The organism is Bifidobacterium sp. ESL0732 (assembly GCF_029395535.1).
Classification (GTDB): domain Bacteria; phylum Actinomycetota; class Actinomycetes; order Actinomycetales; family Bifidobacteriaceae; genus Bifidobacterium.
This window is the reverse complement of sequence record NZ_CP113920.1, coordinates 230469-247817: the sequence shown is the minus strand read 5'-3', so window position 1 is coordinate 247817 and position 17349 is coordinate 230469. Positions and strand designations below refer to the sequence as shown.

General features: G+C 57.3%; 15 protein-coding genes, 1 tRNA gene and 1 pseudogene. 4 read left to right on the top strand and 13 right to left on the bottom strand.

Going from position 1 to position 17349, the window contains the following annotated elements; all coding sequences use genetic code 11:
* The first annotated feature begins 2 nt into the window (after positions 1 to 2).
* The gene (locus tag OZX70_RS00765) at positions 3 to 704 is read left to right on the top strand and encodes a lactate utilization protein C (RefSeq protein ID WP_277181170.1); all 702 of its coding nucleotides are present in this window, start codon (positions 3 to 5) and stop codon (positions 702 to 704) included.
* Between the two features lie 241 nt (positions 705 to 945).
* On the opposite strand, the gene OZX70_RS00760 is transcribed toward OZX70_RS00765, so the two are convergent.
* From OZX70_RS00760 to OZX70_RS00735, 6 genes are all read right to left on the bottom strand, one after another.
* Positions 946 to 1638 (bottom strand): L-ribulose-5-phosphate 4-epimerase, encoded by a 693-nt coding sequence (locus tag OZX70_RS00760; RefSeq protein ID WP_277181168.1) that lies wholly within the window; start codon positions 1636 to 1638, stop codon positions 946 to 948.
* Between the two features lie 227 nt (positions 1639 to 1865).
* On the bottom strand, positions 1866 to 3233 hold the full coding sequence (locus tag OZX70_RS00755) for an MFS transporter (protein ID WP_277181166.1): 1368 nt from the start codon (positions 3231 to 3233) through the stop codon (positions 1866 to 1868).
* Positions 3234 to 3271: 38 nt separating this feature from the next.
* Positions 3272 to 4222 carry a sugar kinase gene (locus tag OZX70_RS00750; RefSeq protein WP_277181164.1) on the bottom strand — a complete coding sequence of 317 codons (951 nt, stop codon included), beginning with the start codon at positions 4220 to 4222 and terminating at the stop codon, positions 3272 to 3274.
* Positions 4223 to 4748: 526 nt separating this feature from the next.
* Entirely contained in the window at positions 4749 to 5600 is an 852-nt protein-coding gene (locus OZX70_RS00745) for an L-ribulose-5-phosphate 3-epimerase (RefSeq protein WP_277181162.1), read from the bottom strand.
* A complete protein-coding gene (locus OZX70_RS00740; protein WP_277181160.1) occupies positions 5597 to 6265 on the bottom strand; it encodes a 3-keto-L-gulonate-6-phosphate decarboxylase UlaD in 669 nt (222 codons plus the stop codon). Before OZX70_RS00740 ends, OZX70_RS00745 begins: the two co-directional genes overlap by 4 nt.
* A gap of 5 nt (positions 6266 to 6270) precedes the next feature.
* Positions 6271 to 7260: a hypothetical protein gene (locus OZX70_RS00735; RefSeq protein WP_277181158.1), complete on the bottom strand. Its 990-nt coding sequence runs from the start codon at positions 7258 to 7260 to the stop codon at positions 6271 to 6273.
* A gap of 339 nt (positions 7261 to 7599) precedes the next feature.
* Here OZX70_RS00735 and OZX70_RS00730 point away from each other — a divergent pair, with 339 nt between their 5' ends.
* Positions 7600 to 8568 carry a sugar-binding domain-containing protein gene (locus OZX70_RS00730; RefSeq protein ID WP_277181156.1) on the top strand — a complete coding sequence of 323 codons (969 nt, stop codon included), beginning with the start codon at positions 7600 to 7602 and terminating at the stop codon, positions 8566 to 8568.
* Between the two features lie 106 nt (positions 8569 to 8674).
* Positions 8675 to 8747, top strand: a tRNA-Ala gene (locus OZX70_RS00725).
* A gap of 46 nt (positions 8748 to 8793) precedes the next feature.
* Here the strand turns inward: OZX70_RS00725 and OZX70_RS00720 are convergent.
* Positions 8794 to 9081, bottom strand: a complete 288-nt coding sequence (locus OZX70_RS00720; RefSeq protein WP_277181153.1) for a CopG family transcriptional regulator — start codon at positions 9079 to 9081, stop codon at positions 8794 to 8796.
* A gap of 3 nt (positions 9082 to 9084) precedes the next feature.
* Positions 9085 to 9357 (bottom strand): hypothetical protein, encoded by a 273-nt coding sequence (locus tag OZX70_RS00715; protein ID WP_277181151.1) that lies wholly within the window; start codon positions 9355 to 9357, stop codon positions 9085 to 9087.
* A 519-nt stretch (positions 9358 to 9876) separates the two neighbouring features.
* Here OZX70_RS00715 and OZX70_RS00710 point away from each other — a divergent pair.
* A complete protein-coding gene (locus tag OZX70_RS00710) occupies positions 9877 to 10641 on the top strand; it encodes a glucose 1-dehydrogenase (RefSeq protein ID WP_277181149.1) in 765 nt (254 codons plus the stop codon).
* Positions 10642 to 10900: 259 nt separating this feature from the next.
* On the opposite strand, the gene OZX70_RS00705 is transcribed toward OZX70_RS00710, so the two are convergent.
* The 5 genes and pseudogenes from OZX70_RS00705 to dnaK all read right to left on the bottom strand — a co-directional run bounded on the left by OZX70_RS00705 (position 10901) and on the right by dnaK (position 17215).
* On the bottom strand, positions 10901 to 11749 hold the full coding sequence (locus OZX70_RS00705) for an HAD family phosphatase (protein ID WP_277181147.1): 849 nt from the start codon (positions 11747 to 11749) through the stop codon (positions 10901 to 10903).
* A gap of 698 nt (positions 11750 to 12447) precedes the next feature.
* A pseudogene (locus tag OZX70_RS00700) lies at positions 12448 to 12945 on the bottom strand (MerR family transcriptional regulator); the annotation flags it as partial.
* A 312-nt stretch (positions 12946 to 13257) separates the two neighbouring features.
* Entirely contained in the window at positions 13258 to 14298 is a 1041-nt protein-coding gene (locus OZX70_RS00695) for a DnaJ C-terminal domain-containing protein (RefSeq protein ID WP_277181145.1), read from the bottom strand.
* Positions 14299 to 14423: 125 nt separating this feature from the next.
* Complete coding sequence (grpE, locus tag OZX70_RS00690; RefSeq protein ID WP_277182054.1) at positions 14424 to 15041, bottom strand: nucleotide exchange factor GrpE; 618 nt, start codon at positions 15039 to 15041, stop codon at positions 14424 to 14426.
* 284 nt (positions 15042 to 15325) lie between these two features.
* Positions 15326 to 17215 (bottom strand): molecular chaperone DnaK, encoded by a 1890-nt coding sequence (gene dnaK, locus OZX70_RS00685; protein WP_277181143.1) that lies wholly within the window; start codon positions 17213 to 17215, stop codon positions 15326 to 15328.
* Positions 17216 to 17349 lie beyond the last annotated feature (134 nt).

Genomic DNA, 17349 nt, shown 5'->3' with positions numbered 1-17349 from the left:
TCATGACCGATCGTGAGACATTCCTCAACTATCTCGCCGAGAAAAGCGGACGCCCGCGCCACCAGCTCAAAGATCATCCTCTTGAGCCGGTCAACGACCTTCCCGAAAGCACACTTTCGGGCCACAGCGTCGACGAGCTGCTCGAGATCGCCCGCAAAAACGCGCCTGCCGTCCACGTCGATTTCCAGACGACCGACAAGGCCGGACTGCCCGCCGCGCTCGACAAGTTCATCTCCGCCAAGGCCGACGGCAAGCTCATGCTGCCTACCTATGACGAGAACTATCAGGCGTTCGGGCTTGAGAAGTGGCGCGACGGACTCGATCCGAAGCCTTCGTTCTGGGTGCCGGGTGCCGGCCGCAAGGCCAACATCGACACGGCGAACCACTCGGAAGCGGCCATCGGTTTCGCCGACTTTCTGTGCGCCGAGTCTTGCACCATCACCGCCCCGACCACGCCAGGCCAAGGCCGCGCCTTCCACTTCCTGCCGGTGCACTATCTGAGCATCATCCGCAAGTCGAAGATTGTGGCGCGAACTCGCCAGGCGATGGACTACTACGAGCCGGCTCTGAAGTCCGGCGAGCTCAAGACCTCAAACCTGAACTTCATCACCGGCACTTCGTCGACCGGCGATATCGAGATGGTTCTGGTCGTCGGCGTCCACGGCCCGCTCGATATGACCTATCTGGTCGTCGAAGACATGTGATTGCCATCTGATTCCGCTGATTTATCCGCCGTCTGACTAGTCATAGACGATAGATTACAGCTAAAAATAATAAATTGGGCACTCCTCGGAAATCTCAGGGAGTGCCCAATTTGCTATGTACCGATGCTTAGCAGTCCATAACATCGACAACCGAAATATGCGTGTGGCATCGTTCAGTCAGAGATGAAGGCGTACTGACGGTACGTCGAAATCTCTGGCTTTGCGATGACGCTCCATATTTTCAGTGCTGACCATACACATTCTGATAACGATCATTTAATTTATCAATATCATCCTGCGCAATCGGGATGATGTCGCCAAGCTGGCGGGCAGCCCACATGGTGTGCGCCACCTCTTCGGTCATCGCAGCGGCCTTGACAGCGGACTCAGCGTCCTTGCCAATGGTGAAGGGGCCGTGGTTCTGCATCAGCACGGCCGGGGAATGAGGATACTTCTTCAGCGTATCCACAACACCCTTGCCAATGGCTTCCGAACCGATCAACTCAAACGGGCCGACCGGCACGGGGCCGCCGAACTCGTCGCCCATCATCGTTAGGCCGCAAGGAATGTTCTGGCCGGTGGCAGCCCAAGCCGTCGCATAGGTGGAATGGGTGTGCACAACACCGTAAACATCAGGCATATTGCGATAGATATAAGCATGGGACTTGGTGTCGGAGCTGGGGCCGGCCAGACCGTCGACCGGGTCGCCGTTGAGGTCGCAAACCACCATCGATTCCGGCGTCAGGCTCTCATAGCGCATGCCGGAAGGCTTGATCACCATCAGATCGGCAGTGCGCAGACGCTGCGAGACGTTACCCGCCGTCCACACCACAAGATTCCACTTGATCAGCTGCTGATGCAGGGTGGAAACAACCTCGCGCACCTGCTTGACTTCAGCGCGAACCTCGGGCCCAAAATCATCCAATGTAGTCATATTTATTCCTTTCATTACGATTGCCGCACACGCGACGTTCCTCACTACCGGCAATCATCCATATTTATTGATATTTCAAGCTTACAGTATCTACGTTACCGCTCACATAAGCACAACCGCAAACCAAACACTCAAGAATGTCGTTATAAAAAATCCGCCATATCCAAGCCACTCGATTGGCGCAAGCGACGCGGATATGGCGGAACCTAACAAGATTTCACGGGAGCTTACAGGCTCTCGAGATCCTTGCCACGGGTCTCCTGCGCGAAGAGGTAGGTAATCGCGCCGATGACCAGGCAGACGCCGAAGAAGGTGAACGCCTTGGTGATCACGGAGATGTCGATGTGCTGAGCGACGAAGCTGCCGCCGACGAGCACGCCCATGAGGGCCGGGCCGATAACCTTGGCGATGGCGCCAAGGCCGTAACCCAAGCCGAGACCGGTGGAACGCACGTCGTTCGGGAACTGCTCGCCACCGAAGGCATTGAGGATGCCGAACGCGCCATCAGCGAAGGTCATGATGATGAGGATCGCGATGTAGAAAGCCCAGCCGGAGCTGTGGAAGAACGCAGCGTAGAAGCAACCCAGGGCTCCGACGATGCCGAAGATGAACATCGTCCAGCGACGGCCGATGACGTCAGCGAGCCAAGCGGAACCGAAGCGGCCAATGCAGTCGGCCACGGAGACGCCCATGAACAGGTAGGCAACCATCTGTGGGGTGAAGTGGAACGCATCCTTAAGCAACGTCTGGCCCCAAGACTGGATAGCGAAGCTGCCCATCATGAAGCAGAACGAGCCAATGGTGATGATGACCAGCGGACGCATGTGCTTGCTGAAGAGCTCGCTGTAGCCGACCTTCTTCTCGACCTCGACGGCAGGAAGGGTGCCGACCTGGTCGATCGGGAGTTCCATGGCCCAAGCGAGAGCCTCGCGAGCCTTGTCGTCCTGACCCTTGGTCTGATAGAAACGAGGAGATTCAGGCACATAGTGCAGCCAGACGAGCAGCAGCACCGGCAGGGCGCCGATGGCGATGAGGATACGCCAGTTGTCGCCGACGATGCTCTGCGAAACGGAACCGAGGAGCAGACCGAGCGGGATGAAGACGGAAGCGAGGCCGGAAAGCATACCGCGGTTCTTGCTCGGGACGAACTCCTGAACGTAGGGAATCGAGGTGATGTTGAGGCCGCCGACGCCGATGCCCACGCCGATACGCAGGAAAGCGAGCAGCGCCCAGGCGCGATCAGGCAGGAACACCGAGAGGACAGTGAAGGTGACGAAGCAGATCACGCACCATTGGAAGGCGTGCTTGCGGCCGAATTTGTCGGCCAGACGGCCCCACACGATGGAACCGATGACGGTGCCAAGGCCCGAGCAGGCCAGAATGACGCCAGCTTCGAAGCCTGTCAGCTTCCATGCGGTCGTCAGCAGCGAGACCACGAAGCCGATCAGGAACATGTCGAAGAACTCCGAGACGTTGCCCAGAATCACCAGCGAGATAATGCTTTTCTGGTGGCCGGTCAGCGGCCGGGAATCCATTTGCTCATATGCAGTGACCGGTTTGGCCGATGCCGCTGGAGCATTTGTTGTTGTGCTCATATCTTATCCTTGTTTCTCTTTGTTTTTGATAATAAATACTAACGATCGATGTCGGTGCCCAGCGGGATGTCCAGCTCGTCGGGACGGATGCGGGTCAGATCACCCTTGTGAGTGATGGCGAACTTGGAAGCACGCTGGCCCCACTTGACGCCTTCGGCAATGTCGCCGGAAAGGTAGCCGTGCAGCGTGGCGGCGACGAACGAATCGCCGGCGCCCGGGCGGTCGATAACCGGGACCGCGGTGGTCTTGTATTCGGTGAAGCCTTCGTGAGTGCGCAGGTACGGGCCTTCCATGTGATTGGTGGTGACAACGTACTCCGGATCGAAGCGCTTCATCAGCTCATCGGTCACCTCTTCGGGCGTGCCGGTGATGCCGAAGACCTTCTCGGCGTCGGAAATCGAGCAGAAGAGCACGTTGGCTTCCTCGGCGATGGGGGTGAGCACCTTGCGCGCCTGTTCGCCGCTCCACAGCTTGTGGCGGAAGTTGACATCCAGCGCAAGTTTGGCGCCGCGCTCGATGGCATGGTCGGCGGCGTAGCGCACCACTTCGGCGGTAGTGTCGGTCAGGGCTGCGGTGATGCCGGTGACGAACATGAGCCTCGTATCGAGCATCGTATTCCAGTCGTACTCGTCGATGCCGGTGGCACGGAACGAGGTCCAATCGCGGTCATAGATGACGTTCGCAGGCATCGGGCCGGCTCCAGGCTCCATAAAGTAGAGGGCCGTGCGACCGCCCTTTTTGCGGACCATCGTCTTCATATCGACACCGACGGAACGATACTCGGTCAGAATGTAGTCGCCGAGATCGCCTTCCGGCAGCGAACTGGTCCACAAGGTCTTGCGCCCAAGCTGAGCAAGCAGGCCGGCGACGTTCGCTTCGGAGCACGCGGGGTTCATGGAAACGGAACGCGTGAACATAAGGCGTTCACCGCTATTGACGGTGAAACGAATCTGGCCTTCACCGATAGTAGAAAGATCATAAGTTGCCATATCAGCACTCCCTTGTAACTATTTACGTTGCGAAACGTCTTGGAGACGTTACGCTCCTTTCCCCGCCAAACACATGGCGGGCTGAAAATCCGACGATCCGAACGTCCCGGGCTTTTCGCGTTGGCACGAAAGCAGGAAATTGATATGTTCGGAAAATCACCATTCTGGTCCGGCCACGTTATACGACGCATCGCGGAACCGGAAAGACCGTTGACCCATATCCTTCAGTTGACATAGGCCACGGTGAAGCTGTACCCGCTAGAAACCGCGGATACAGAACCATAAAATCATGTTTTTTATTTATTGCAACAGATTGGCCTGACACCGGCATCAGTACCGGAAACAAGCCGGCTGTCGCCATTTTCATCGATGGTGGTGGTGATGGAATTGCAGTGTTGAAGCGGCAGTCTGCAAATCCATCACTGTCACCGGTTGATTAAGTTATATTCTGTATTCAGTTATATTTAAGTTATGTCATACCGTGCGTTCCACGATATTACGGCTGGAACGCGCGGGCTGGAAACAATCAGCGCGAGGCTACCGTGATACCAGCGTCACCCAACCAGCCGGCGACCTTTTGACGGGCCTTAGAGCTGATTTCACTGGAATCCGGCGCATCGTCATTCCACATCTCGAGCATCATCCTGCCGGACCAATCCTGCCGCTTCAATTCCTTGAACGCGGCGGCGAAATCGGTGACGCCGGTACCCATCGGGATGCGGCGCGGCTGGCCTGGCAGCACGTCCTTGACGTGGATGGCGAGCATCCGGCCTTCCCCGGCCCGCAGTTCCGCGGTGGTGTCAAGCTGCTGCTCGGCGAGATTGCCGATATCGGGGTACATCGTCAGCCATTGCGAATGAATCTCATCGCAAATCGCGAGGCCTTTGGTAATCGAGGTGACGTCATTACCATCGACGTTCTCGATGCCCAGCATCACACCGGCTTGCGCGGCATACGAGGCCGCACGGCGCAGGGAATCGACGTAACGGGCGCGCTGCCCCTCGTCGGGTTCCTCGTAATAGGCGTAATACCCAGCGACCTGCACCACAGGGATACCGGCCTCATGGCAGAGGTCGATGGCCTTGCGGAAGATGTCATCGGCTTCCTGGCGGACTTTCGGATCAGCGGAACCCGGCCCCACCTTGCGATGGCAGCTCAGGCACATGCCTCCGATCTGAACACCTTGCCGGTCGGCGGCGGCGCGGAATTCACGAGCCTGCGCCGGCGACCAATCGAGACGGGCCATACGTTCGGGCGACTCGTCGACGGAAATGTCCATGAACATGAACCCACCGTCGCGCACCTGGACGAAGAACGAATCCCAGTCGTCGGTGTGTTTAAGCGCCTTTTCGTAGATGCCAAGCCTCACGGTACTCATTGCGGCCACACCTCACTGATAGTGTCTTGCAGGTGCTTCGCGGCGGCCAGCGGATCGTCGGCCTTCACAATGCCGCGCCCGGAGATGATGACCCCAACCGGAGTGCCCTTGAAGAACGGCAGATCGTCAGCCTTCACGCCGCCGGTAACGGTGACCATGAAGCCCATGTCGTGCAGCTCCTTGATGCGCTGGATGTCGTTGGGGCCCCAAGTGAGCTTGCCGGCGACTTCCGCGTCACGCGAACGGTGGACGATGACCTGCGTGGCACCCAGACGACGCCATTCGCGGGCCTGGTCCGGGTCGTACTTCTCTCCGAGCTCGATCTGCACCTCGCCGCCAAACTCGTTGGCGACCTTGACGACCTGCTCGACCGTGGTCATCGAGGCACCAGCCACCACGGAAACCCAGTTGGCCCCGGCTTCGAAGCAGTTACGGGCGATCAAGGCGCCGGCCTCGGCGATACGCACGTCGGCCAGAATCGTCTTGTTCGGGTAAAGGGCACGGACCTCGCGCACGGCCTTGAGGCCTTCGGCGATGATGAGAATCGTACCGCACTCGATGACGTCGACCTGGCTGACCGCCTGGTTCAGCGGACGCAGGGCGCTCGGCATGTCGGTGGTGTCGAGAGCGATCTGCAGCTTTGGACGTTGCAATTTCTCTGCCATTGAAATCAGCCTTCCTTCTTGAAGGTGAAGAACTTGGCGGCGTTCTTGATCAGCAGCTTGTCGACGTACTCTGGGTCGAAGCCCTCGTCGATCATGCGCGGGCCGTCGACGGCGGGGTTGTAATCCACGCCGGAAACGGAACCGTAAGCCTTCTGATAGGAACGCTTGCCGGAATCGGTGCCGAGCAGGATGCGGTCTTCGAAGCCGTCCTTCTTGAAGGCCCTGAGCTCCATCATGCGGTTGGAATCCGGCTGGTACTTGATGCGGTTGGTGCCGTCGATCTCGAGGTAGACGCCCAAGTCGAGGATCTTCTCGAGGTAATAGACGTCGGCGTTGCGCTGGATGTGGCCGATGGCGATCTGGTCAGCCGGCACGCCCTGCTTCAGCAGCTCCTGAGCCTGCTCGAGGCCGCAGGTGCCGTAAGTGGTGTGGGTGTTGACCGGAGCGCCGGTCTCGATGGCGGCCGCAGCGGCGGCTTCGAGGCACTTGTGCTCGAACGGGGTGATCTCGCCGTAGGCGGTGCCGACCTTGATAACGCCGGCCTTGTAAGGCGTACGGTTGACGAACGGGCCGGTGTAATCATTCTGGTCGACGCCCTCACGGATGTCGGCGATGACCAGCTCGGTGATCTGATCAACGGAATAGCGGTTGACCCAGTGGGACTGGGTCTCCAGATAGACGTGCTCACGGTGGAAGCCAGTGGCGCCGATGACCTTCAGGTCCTTCACGTTCTTGGCGACCTCGACGAGCTTGGCCGGGTCACGACCGCAGTTGATGGGGCACATATCGACGATCGTGCCGCCATACTTGCTCCACTTCTTCGAAGCCTGGGCGAAGCGCGTGGCCTCTTCCTCAGCCTTCTCGACGGAATCGAGCTGATGGTCGCCATCGATATAGACCTCGCCTGCTCCGACGCGGATGAGATGGTCGTGGGCGTCGACCACACCGAGGGTGCTCGGATCGACATCGCCCAGAATCGTACGTGCAAACGACATTGTTAACTCCTTGTTTGATTCACCATTGTTAAACCAATTTTTAATTTGTGGATCGCCGACTGCCTGCCGCCTAATATCTACGACCGGCTGCCGGTCACTCGCAATTCCTTGCGTAACGGGCTTGTCTAGATTGCGGATTTCGCGGCCACAAATCAAAGTCGCAACTTCTTTGCAATCTCACCCATTGCGTTTTCAATTCTTACGATATGCGTTTGCAGATGGAATCACCACGTCTTGATGAACATATGTTCATCAAGATGCAATACAAATATTTCGCTATACACTAAAAATGTTGTGTAATTCCGGTTAAAACTTCTCGAATTGAGCTAGAATGAACATATGTTCAGCGATGAATCACTAGCAACCAGCTCCTCACGGCAACATATCGAACTTGTGTTGCGCGTGGCACGTTCCTATTATCTGGAAGACAAGACGCAGGCCCAAATCGCCCGCGATATCGGTTATTCCCGACCGACGGTCTCACGTCTGCTCAAGGAATCAAGGGACTCGGGTATGGTCCATATCTCCATCGGCCACGAATTGGAACGTATCCGTGAGCTCGAGCAGGAACTGGAGCGCAAATTCGGGCTCAAACATGTGCGTGTGGCGACGGTGAACGACAGCGAAAGCGCAGGCCAGGTGGTGCCGAAATACGCGGCAGCGTTGTTCTGCGAGCTTTGCAAGCCCGATTCGCTGGTCACGGTCTCGAATGGACGGGCCGTGGCGGCGACGGTGCATGAAATGCCAATCTGCGAATGGCCGAAATCCAACGTCGCGCAGATGATCGGCGCGCTGAGCCCCGACAATCCGATGATCGACTCCCCGGACATCTGCCGCATGCTCGCCAGCCGGCTTGGCGGCACCTTCACCGCCCTGCCCGTGCCGATGATTCTTTCGAACGCGAAAATCGCCAACAGCATGCGCAAGGAGCCGCAAATCGCTACGACCCTGGCGCTCGGGGGCGGAGCGGATATCGCCATCGTGGGTGTCGGAGCCGCCACGGAAGAGCGACTCGGGCACATCTTCGACGAATACGTGGATCCTGCCACCGCGCGGTCGTTGTGTCGGCACGGGGTCGTGGGGCACATTTGCGGGCATCTGATCAACGCGGAAGGCAACCTCGTTCATTCCGATCTTTACGAACGCACAATTTCCATCGATTTCGGGCGACTCAAGAAAATCCCAATCGTCCTCGGCGTGGCCTGGGGGCCGGCCAAGGTCAACGCTATTCACGCTTGTCTGGTCGGGCATCTCATTTCCGCTTTGGTCACCGACCAGAAGACTGCCGAGGCTTTGCTGGCGATATAGGGACTTTGCTAACGAATAGGTTTCATTCCCAACCCGCCGGATTGGACTTGGGACTGGGTTGTACTAGAATATGTAACGTTGTCTTGAGCGATGAACTCAAAGACATGGGGCTGTAGCTCAGTTGGTAGAGCGCTTCGTTCGCATCGAAGAGGTCGTGGTTTCGATTACCATCAGCTCCACGAGCAGGGTTTCCGACGATTCGCCGGAAACCTTTTTCATATGATTCTAAGCCGTCTGCCGTCCAAGCTCCCTGTGACACGCTTCGCGCATGAGATCGGCGAAACTTACGCCGCGCTTATCAGCAGCTTTGCGAAGCGCTTCCGCTTCACTGCCTGGCATACGGAACGTCACCGGAACCATCGGCTCCTCATACAGCGGCGGGCGGCCAAGTGGCTTGTTAACGACGAGCTTGCCAGGAGTGCCATGGTAAATGCCGTTATCAGCATCCTTGTCCCACTGGTCAATCATCTCGTCGGTGACCTCAACTCCGCCTTTTGCCCTGTAGTCCTTCATGGGTTATCTCCTTCCCAACAACTGACGAATCTCAGCCTCGCCGAACCCCATCTCGGCGAGGAACTTCTTTCTTGCCGGTGCGGCGTGGAAGATAATCCATTCGTCATCCTCCATGCCGGCATACGCAATCATCTCGGTGAGCCTGCCATGCCAGTCCCAACCGATGGCGAGCATCTGGTCTGGCTCGTAATCGCCCTGGCGGGGAAGCATACGCGCGGCATCCATCCACGCGGCAACAATCTCCTTCTCATCGAGCCAAGGACGTTTCTCCAACACCCTTGGATGCAGGCAAACTTGCAATTCCCCACCTCTTTTCTTTTCGTATACATAAAGAATATCTTTTCGTATACAAAATAGCAAGACACTTCGCTACAAGAGACATGGGCTGCTTTTAGAAACAGCTCTTGAAACTACGCATCACCGATCTTTAAAAAGTTAAAAATAGTAGAAAAATGAATTTTAGGTACACATATAGGTACACAAAATAATGATGGTGGAAATCGGCAGAATATCAACAGATTATGCGATTACCATCAGCTCTACAAAGAGAGTTTCCGACGTTTCCCGGAATCCTTTTGTATTTCTAACCAGAAAATCCTACATTATTTTCCTGCTTGCAAGAACTGAGTTACGATGACTCGGTTATATTCAATACCTCTGGAAAGAATATACACAACGATACATCATGTCTGAAATCTCACAGTAATTATGGCACACAAACAAGCTATCTTTATCGAATTACTGCTAGCATGAAAGAAGATGCAGTTCTTGCATCATAAACAAAGGAGTTGAACTATGACAGATCAATTAAAAGGCAAAGTAGCTATTGTCACAGGTGCCGCTTCAGGCATGGGCAAAGCAATTTCGGAACGTTTCGCAGCCGAAGGTGCGAAAGTCGTGCTGGCTGATATCAACAAAGACACACTTGCCGCTGTTGAAAAGGAAATTACTGACGCGGGTGGGCAAGCCGTGTCCGCCGTCACCAACATTGCCAACGAGGCTGACATCGATGCCATGGTTAAGTGCGCAACCGACACTTTCGGCCACTTGGACATTCTCGTCAACAACGCAGGCATCATGGACAACTTCATTCCCGTCGGCGAGCTTGACGACAAGCTGTACGAGAAGGTCATGGCCGTCAATCTGACCGGTCCGTTCAAGGCTGCGCGCGCCGCTATCAACGTGATGCTCAAGCAGGAGAACGGCGGGGTTATCGTTAACAACGCTTCAGTAGGCGGGCTGTTCGGCGTTCGAGGAGGTGCCGCCTACACCATGGCCAAGCACGGACTGGTCGGGATGACCAAGAACATCGCCGCCACTTATGGACGTTTCAACAACATCCGAGCCAATGCCATCGCGCCCGGCGGCGTCAAGACGAACATCCAGAGCACAATTACCGCGCCTAACGAATTGGGTACCAAAGCCCTTGCGCTGACCGGTGACGCTCCATTGGCCGAGCCGAGTCAAATCGCCAATCTTGCGCTGTTCCTCGCGTCCGATGAATCAAGTTTCATCAATGGAGACATCATCGCAGCTGACGGAGGCTGGACTGTCGTCTGATGGATACAGTTCGGATTGAAATTAGCGCTACGCGCCACAACTTTCGGCGAGATGCACAGGCTGGTTTTATACCAGTTCGCCGCATCTCGCCGATTGCGTTTCAGCAACGCCTTAACGAAAACTGAACGCCATTAACAATATGAGGGCTGCAAAAGCAGACCGAATCTCTTATCTGAATATGTCACATTCCCAACGCCCGGCAAATGCTATCTATGTTCCGGGACGATTCAACGATTTCCAGAAACATAGTGCATAGGCATCAACTATTGGTCAGACTCGCCAGACGCTGCTCGACGTAGTGTTCGAGGACTTCGGCGGTCAGGTTGTCGTAGCTGCTGATCGACGCGAATTGGGGGCCGGCGGACGTGTCTGTTCCGATGAAGCCCGTTTGGGCAATCGTTGTTGCGCCAGAAGCCGCTGCCGACTCAATACCGGTCATCGAATCTTCGAGAGCTACACATCTCGCCATTTCGTGATAGAAATCCGCGTCTTTAAAAGCAACCTCAGCGTTACCGGCAGAAGCTTTGCCGCTCCCCTTGTCGTTGTTGCCACCGCTCTGCCTCTGACGACCAGAGTGGCCATTTTCTGGCTCCGACATGCCATTGGCCACGGCTATATCATGCGGAAGCTCAATACCAACCACTTCTGCCGCGGCAAGATACGGCGCGGGATTCGGCTTCTTGGGCAAGTCGTCCTCACCGCAGACATACCCGACGAACGCGCCCTCGGGAGCCTGGCGCACCAGATTCTCGGCCATACGGCGCGGCGACGCTGTCACCAAAACCGACGGAATCCCCGCAGCAACCAGCGAGCGTAACACCTCTTCCACGCCTTCGATCCACGGCATGTGTTCCGCTTCCTTGCGCGCCACGCCTTCAATCATGAGCCGCTGTATTTCGGAGACCGGCAACTTGGTGCCATGGTCCACCATCTTTTGCGCGACTTGCGGAACCGGCTTTCCGGAGCAGGTCCATCCGATATCTTCGCTCCAATAGCCGCCATGCTCGCGGGCGATGCCCATCTCGACCTGATGCCAGTAAGGCTCCGAGTCGATCAAGGTGCCGTCCATATCCCAGAGGACGGCCTTCAACATCCGCCTAGAACCCATTACATCATTTTGCCGCTGCAAAGCCAAAGGGAATCCACCTCGTCATATCCGTCCACGCCAGCTTGTTCACTCATGCAATCGCGTTGATACATGACGCTGGCACCTTCAATACGTTCTACATCTCTATCATGCCATAAGCACTCGCTTTAGTAATGCCGTCAGCAGCTTAGCGCCTATATAAACCAAAACGCAATACACGCCATTGTCGAAAGAATCGACGACGGCCATTTTCTAGCATTCACCTATCATCATGCAAGAAATCGGCCACTCAGCGTTGGTAAATGACCGTTTTCTAGCATCCTCGCGCAACGATGCAAGAAACCGGTCACTGATGACGGGTCAACGGCCACTTTCTTGCATCCAGCTCCAAATATGCAAGAAAGCGTTCACTGAGGATTAACTCGTGAGCGCTTTCTAACGTTTGCTGAGATTGCCGAAACCATTCACCGATAACTGCTTGATGAAAGCTTTCTGCATTCCATCTGAATCTGTCAGTCGTAATAATGGCCCCAAACGACCAACGAACGCGGGTCGACGAATGGGTCGGAATAGGGAGCAGAGCCAGGTTTCGCAGCGTGACGGGGCTTGTGGGCAGACTGTCCTTGCGAAGTATCGGCATCGGCATTGACCCCAGTCCCAGCTACGTCCGATTGCGCGTTCGAAGCATGCGGATTGGTGGCATTGCCAGCGTAATATGGCCGACCCGGGAGCTCACGGGTGTGGGCCTGCACCTCGTGACGCCAGCGACGGGCCTGACGAGAGCGCTGAATCTCGGTGATGTCACCGTCGGAATCGGCGGCGAAAATACTGGAACCACGCGGGCGTTCGAGGCGCTTCACCTCGCGCCGCAACTGGCGGTTCTCCTCCTGCAAGTCGAGAATCCGCGAGATGCCGGCGAGATTGATGCCATCCTCCTGGCTCATTTGCTGGGCCTCGGCGAGCTTGTGCACATCGCGCAAGGAGTAACGGCGAGCGCCGCCTTCCGTCCGTTGGGGGACGATAAGCCCCTGACGGTCGTATTGACGCAGGGTCTGGGGATGGATGTCCGCCAATTGTGCGGCACGGCCGACGCTGAAAACAGGCAAATCGATATCGAAACCAACGTCGTCGGCACCGTCCAAATCAGCGCGCTGTTCGACCAGTGCGACTGCACACAGCCCATAGAGCGCCTGTACCTCACGAGAAATTCGAGCCATCATTCACCTCCGCTCGTCGTTGTTTATAACTTCATTCATAACGTATGACATTGACCGCTTTATGCATCAATGTAATACGCAATGCCTATCTCGCCCAAAACTGCTTGATTGGTCTATCCGCAACGCTCTTGCGCGATTGCGTATAGGCCAATCACAACTTGTTATCAGCCGACGGAAGATCTGCCGGAAAGATCCGACAGACATTTCCATCAAACCGTTGTGCCGAAACTTACCGTATTATTCCTACGTCTCGCTTCAGCCGTTTCAACCGCTTCGACCAGTTGGCAACCTCATCCACCGCAGCCGCGCGAATCACTCGCGCTCTTTGGCAACCTCGTCGACGAACTCGCCGGAATTCTTGTCGAATTCCTTGGCATCGTGCTTCTGCGCCATGCTGGGCCTGCTCGGCACGCGAATCACTACGCGTCCGACCAAGTCACCATCACGGCCAGGAACACCCTTGCCGCCGACACGGACCTCGGTGCCGCTCGACGTGCCAGCCGGCACGCGGAATGTCACTTCATTGCCATCGAAATCATTCGCCTTGACGCGGGCACCAGCCACCGCTTCACCGATGGTGACCGGCAGCGGCATCACGATGTTGTTGCCATCGAGGCTGAACTTCGTGTCGTTCTTGACGTGGATCTGCAGGTACATATCGCCTGCGCGCCCACCGTTAGAACCGAGCTTGCCCTTGCCGGGAAGCCGGATCTTCTGCCCGTCCTTCACACCGGCCGGGATGTGGGTCTTGAACTTGCGCCCGCCCGCCTTCAGCGAGACGGTCGCGCCCTTCACGGCCTGACGGAAGGTCAGCGTGATCTTCGAGTTGCGGTCCTCGCCGCGCACCGGACGCTGCGGCTCACGGTAGGAGCTCGACCCGCCGCCACCGCCGTAAGGCGAACCAGCACCCGCGTAGCCGCCAGCGCCTTGGCCAGCCGCGTTGCCGAACATCGAGAAGATGTCGTTCAGGTTGGTCGGACCACCGCCGGAGGTCGAGAAGCGAACCCCGCCGGGGCCGCCCGCGCCACCACCGAACATCGAACCGAAGATATCGGAGAAGTCGGAGGCGCCGCCACCGAACCCGCCTTGGCCGGAACCGCCGGCGAACCTTGCGCCGCCACCCGCGAACTGGCGGATTGCGTCGTACTTGCGCCGCTGGTCGGCGTTGTTGAGCACATCGTAGGCCTCCGAGATGTCCTTGAACTTCTCCTCGGCTTCCTTGGTCTTGTTGAGATCGGGATGGTACTTACGCGCAAGCTTGCGGTAAGCCTTGGTAATCTCCTCGCTCGTCGCGTCCTTGGAGACGCCGAGCACCTTGTAAAAATCTTTATCTAGCCATTCATTCTCAGCCATATCACTGCCCTCCTTCTCGGGCCCTAAGCCGGTACATTGCCTGCAACGACTTTACAAACGATAAGTGCGACCCTCCGGCCACGCGGGGAATCGCACTCTACGTATCACGTCATTGCAGATAGCCGCTAGGCCTTGGGGGAAGCCACCACCACACGAGCGGCCCGGATTACCCGGTCGCCGATGCGATAGCCCGCCTCTACGACGGTGTCCACAGTCTCTTCGGTCGCGTCGGCATCCGGTTTGTGAAGTATCGCTTCGTGTTTGGTCGGGTCGAAAGCTTCACCCTTCTTGCCGAACTTCTCCACGCCGAACTTCTCGAACGCCTTGTCGATCTTGTTGGCCACAGCGGCGAACGAATCGTCCAGATCGCTGTGCTCACGGATACGGTCGATGTCGTCGAGAGCCGGAAGCAACGCGGTCAGCACATCAATGATGCCGTGCTGGCGGAAAATATCCTGCTCTTTCTTCGCGCGGTTGCGGAAGTTGACGAACTCAGCACGCTCACGCTGGAGCGCATCAAGATAGTCCGCGGCTTCCTTTTTCGCCTGCCCGAGCGGTGTCAGCGTATTCTCGCCGTCCTTGCCATCGGCAGCGTCTGCCGTATCAGCCTTGCTTGCGTCATCGGTTGCGTTGTCGCCGTTGGTATTAGCAGCGGCAGCCGCGGCACCAGCAGCATTGGCTTGGCTATTGTCAGCACCAGCCTGGCCAGCATCCGGTTGCGCGGAAGCATCGCCTGCGTTCACGTTCGTATTGTCGTTGTTGTTGGCAGCTGAAGCGGCAGCACCCTGTGGGTTCTGTTTCGCTTCGTCGTCGGCCTTGTTATTCGACTGTTCGGAGCTCATTGTTTCACCCGCCTTTTCGCCGGTTGCGCCGGCGCTAGTGTGCTCGGGTTCTGCGGAACCGGCCCCATCAGGGGACCCGCCGAATCCCGCACCCGGCGCATTGAACCCAGCCATGGAGTTGAGCCATGCGTCGTCGGGATCCGGCAGATCCTTCAGATAGTCGTCCTTATCGAACCCGGACATAATTACTTGTTGTCCTTCTTGTCGTCATCGTCGTCAACGACTTCGGCGTCAACCACGTCGTCGTCATCGGACGAGGACGAGCTGGAGCCTGCGCCTGCCGCACCAGCAGCACCGGCACCCGCGGCACCTTCAGCACCCTGCTGTGCATAGAGCGCCTGACCGATCTTCTGCGAGGAAGTGGTCAGCTTCTCCTGTGCGGACTTGATCTTGTCGATGTCCTCACCCTTCAGGGCTTCCTTCAGGTCGTTGACATCGGCCGTGACTTCCTTGACGACATCATCGGAGAGCTTGTCCTTGTTGTCGTTGACCATCTTCTCCATCTGATAGGCGAAGGATTCGGCGGTGTTGCGGGTCTCGGCGTCTTCCTTGCGCTTCTTGTCGTCGGCCTCGTGGGCTTCGGCTTCCTTGACCATGCGGTCGATCTCGTCCTTAGGCAGAGCGGATCCGCCGGTAATGGTCATGGACTGTTCCTTGCCGGTGCCCTTGTCCTTAGCGGACACGTGCACGATGCCGTTCGCGTCGATGTCGAAGGTGACCTCGATCTGCGGGACGCCACGAGGAGCCGGAGCGATGCCGGTCAGCTCGAAGGTGCCCAGCGGCTTGTTGTCGCGGGCGAACTCACGCTCACCCTGATAGACCTGAATCAGCACGGAAGGCTGATTGTCCTCAGCGGTCGAGAAGACTTCGCTACGCTTGGTCGGGATGGCGGTGTTGCGGTCGATGAGCTTGGTCATGATGCCACCCTTGGTCTCAATACCAAGGGAAAGCGGGGTGACGTCGATCAACAGGACGTCCTTGCGGTCACCCTTGATGACGCCGGACTGCACCGCAGCGCCAATCGCCACGACCTCATCCGGGTTGACGGACTGGTTCGCGGCCTTGCCACCGGTGAGTTCCTTGACGAGCTCCTTGACAGCGGGCATACGAGTCGAGCCACCGACGAGGACCACATGGTCAATGTCGGAAACCGAAATGTTCGCATCGTGCAACACGTTGTTGAACGGCGTACGGCAACGGCCGAGCAGGTCGGAAGTCATTTCCTCGAAGTGGGCGCGGGTCAGCGTCTCGTCGAGGTGGACAGGCGTTCCGTCGGGGGTCATGGCCAGATATTGCATCGAAATGTTGGTTTCGGTGGAGCTGGAAAGTTCCTTCTTGGCCTGTTCCGCGGCTTCCTTCAAGCGCTGCAGGGCGATCTTGTCCTTGGACAGATCGACGCCGTACTTGTTCTTGACCTCGCTGACGAGCCAATCGATGATCTTCTGATCCCAATCGTCGCCGCCGAGCTTGTTGTCGCCGTTCGTGGCCTGCACCTGAATGGTGGAGAAGCCGTCCTCATCCTTGCCGATCTCCAGCAGAGACACATCGAAGGTGCCGCCGCCGAGGTCGAAGACCAGGATGCGTTCGTCTTCCTTACCCTTTTCAAGGCCGTAAGCCAGTGCCGCAGCCGTCGGCTCGTTGATGATACGCAGCACGTTGAGGCCTGCGATCTTGCCGGCGTCCTTGGTGGCCTGACGCTGTGCATCGTTGAAGTATGCAGGGCAGGTGATGACCGCGTCGGTCACCGGCTCGCCCAGGTACGCCTCGGCGTCCCTCTTCAACTTCATAAGAATCTGTGCGGAAATCTCCTGCGGAGTCCACTTCTTGCCGTCGATGTCCACCGACCAGTCAGTGCCCATGTGGCGCTTGACCGAGCTGATGGTGCGGTCGACGTTGGTTACAGCCTGACGCTTGGCGACCTCGCCTACGAGAATCTCGCCGGACTTGCTGAACGCGACCACCGACGGGGTGGTGCGAGCGCCCTCGGCGTTCACGATGACCGTGGGCTCGCCGCCTTCAAGCGTTGCGATGCAAGAGTTTGTGGTACCAAGATCAATACCTACTGCACGTCCCATATTCGTTTCTCCTTATATTCGTTACGTTTCACATCTGTTCGCTCGGGTCCGGTGCCGTTGCACGACGTTCGTTTCGTCGCTCGCGGCCCGCATCCAGGTTCGCACCTGTTACATGTTCCAAAACCTGAGCCTAC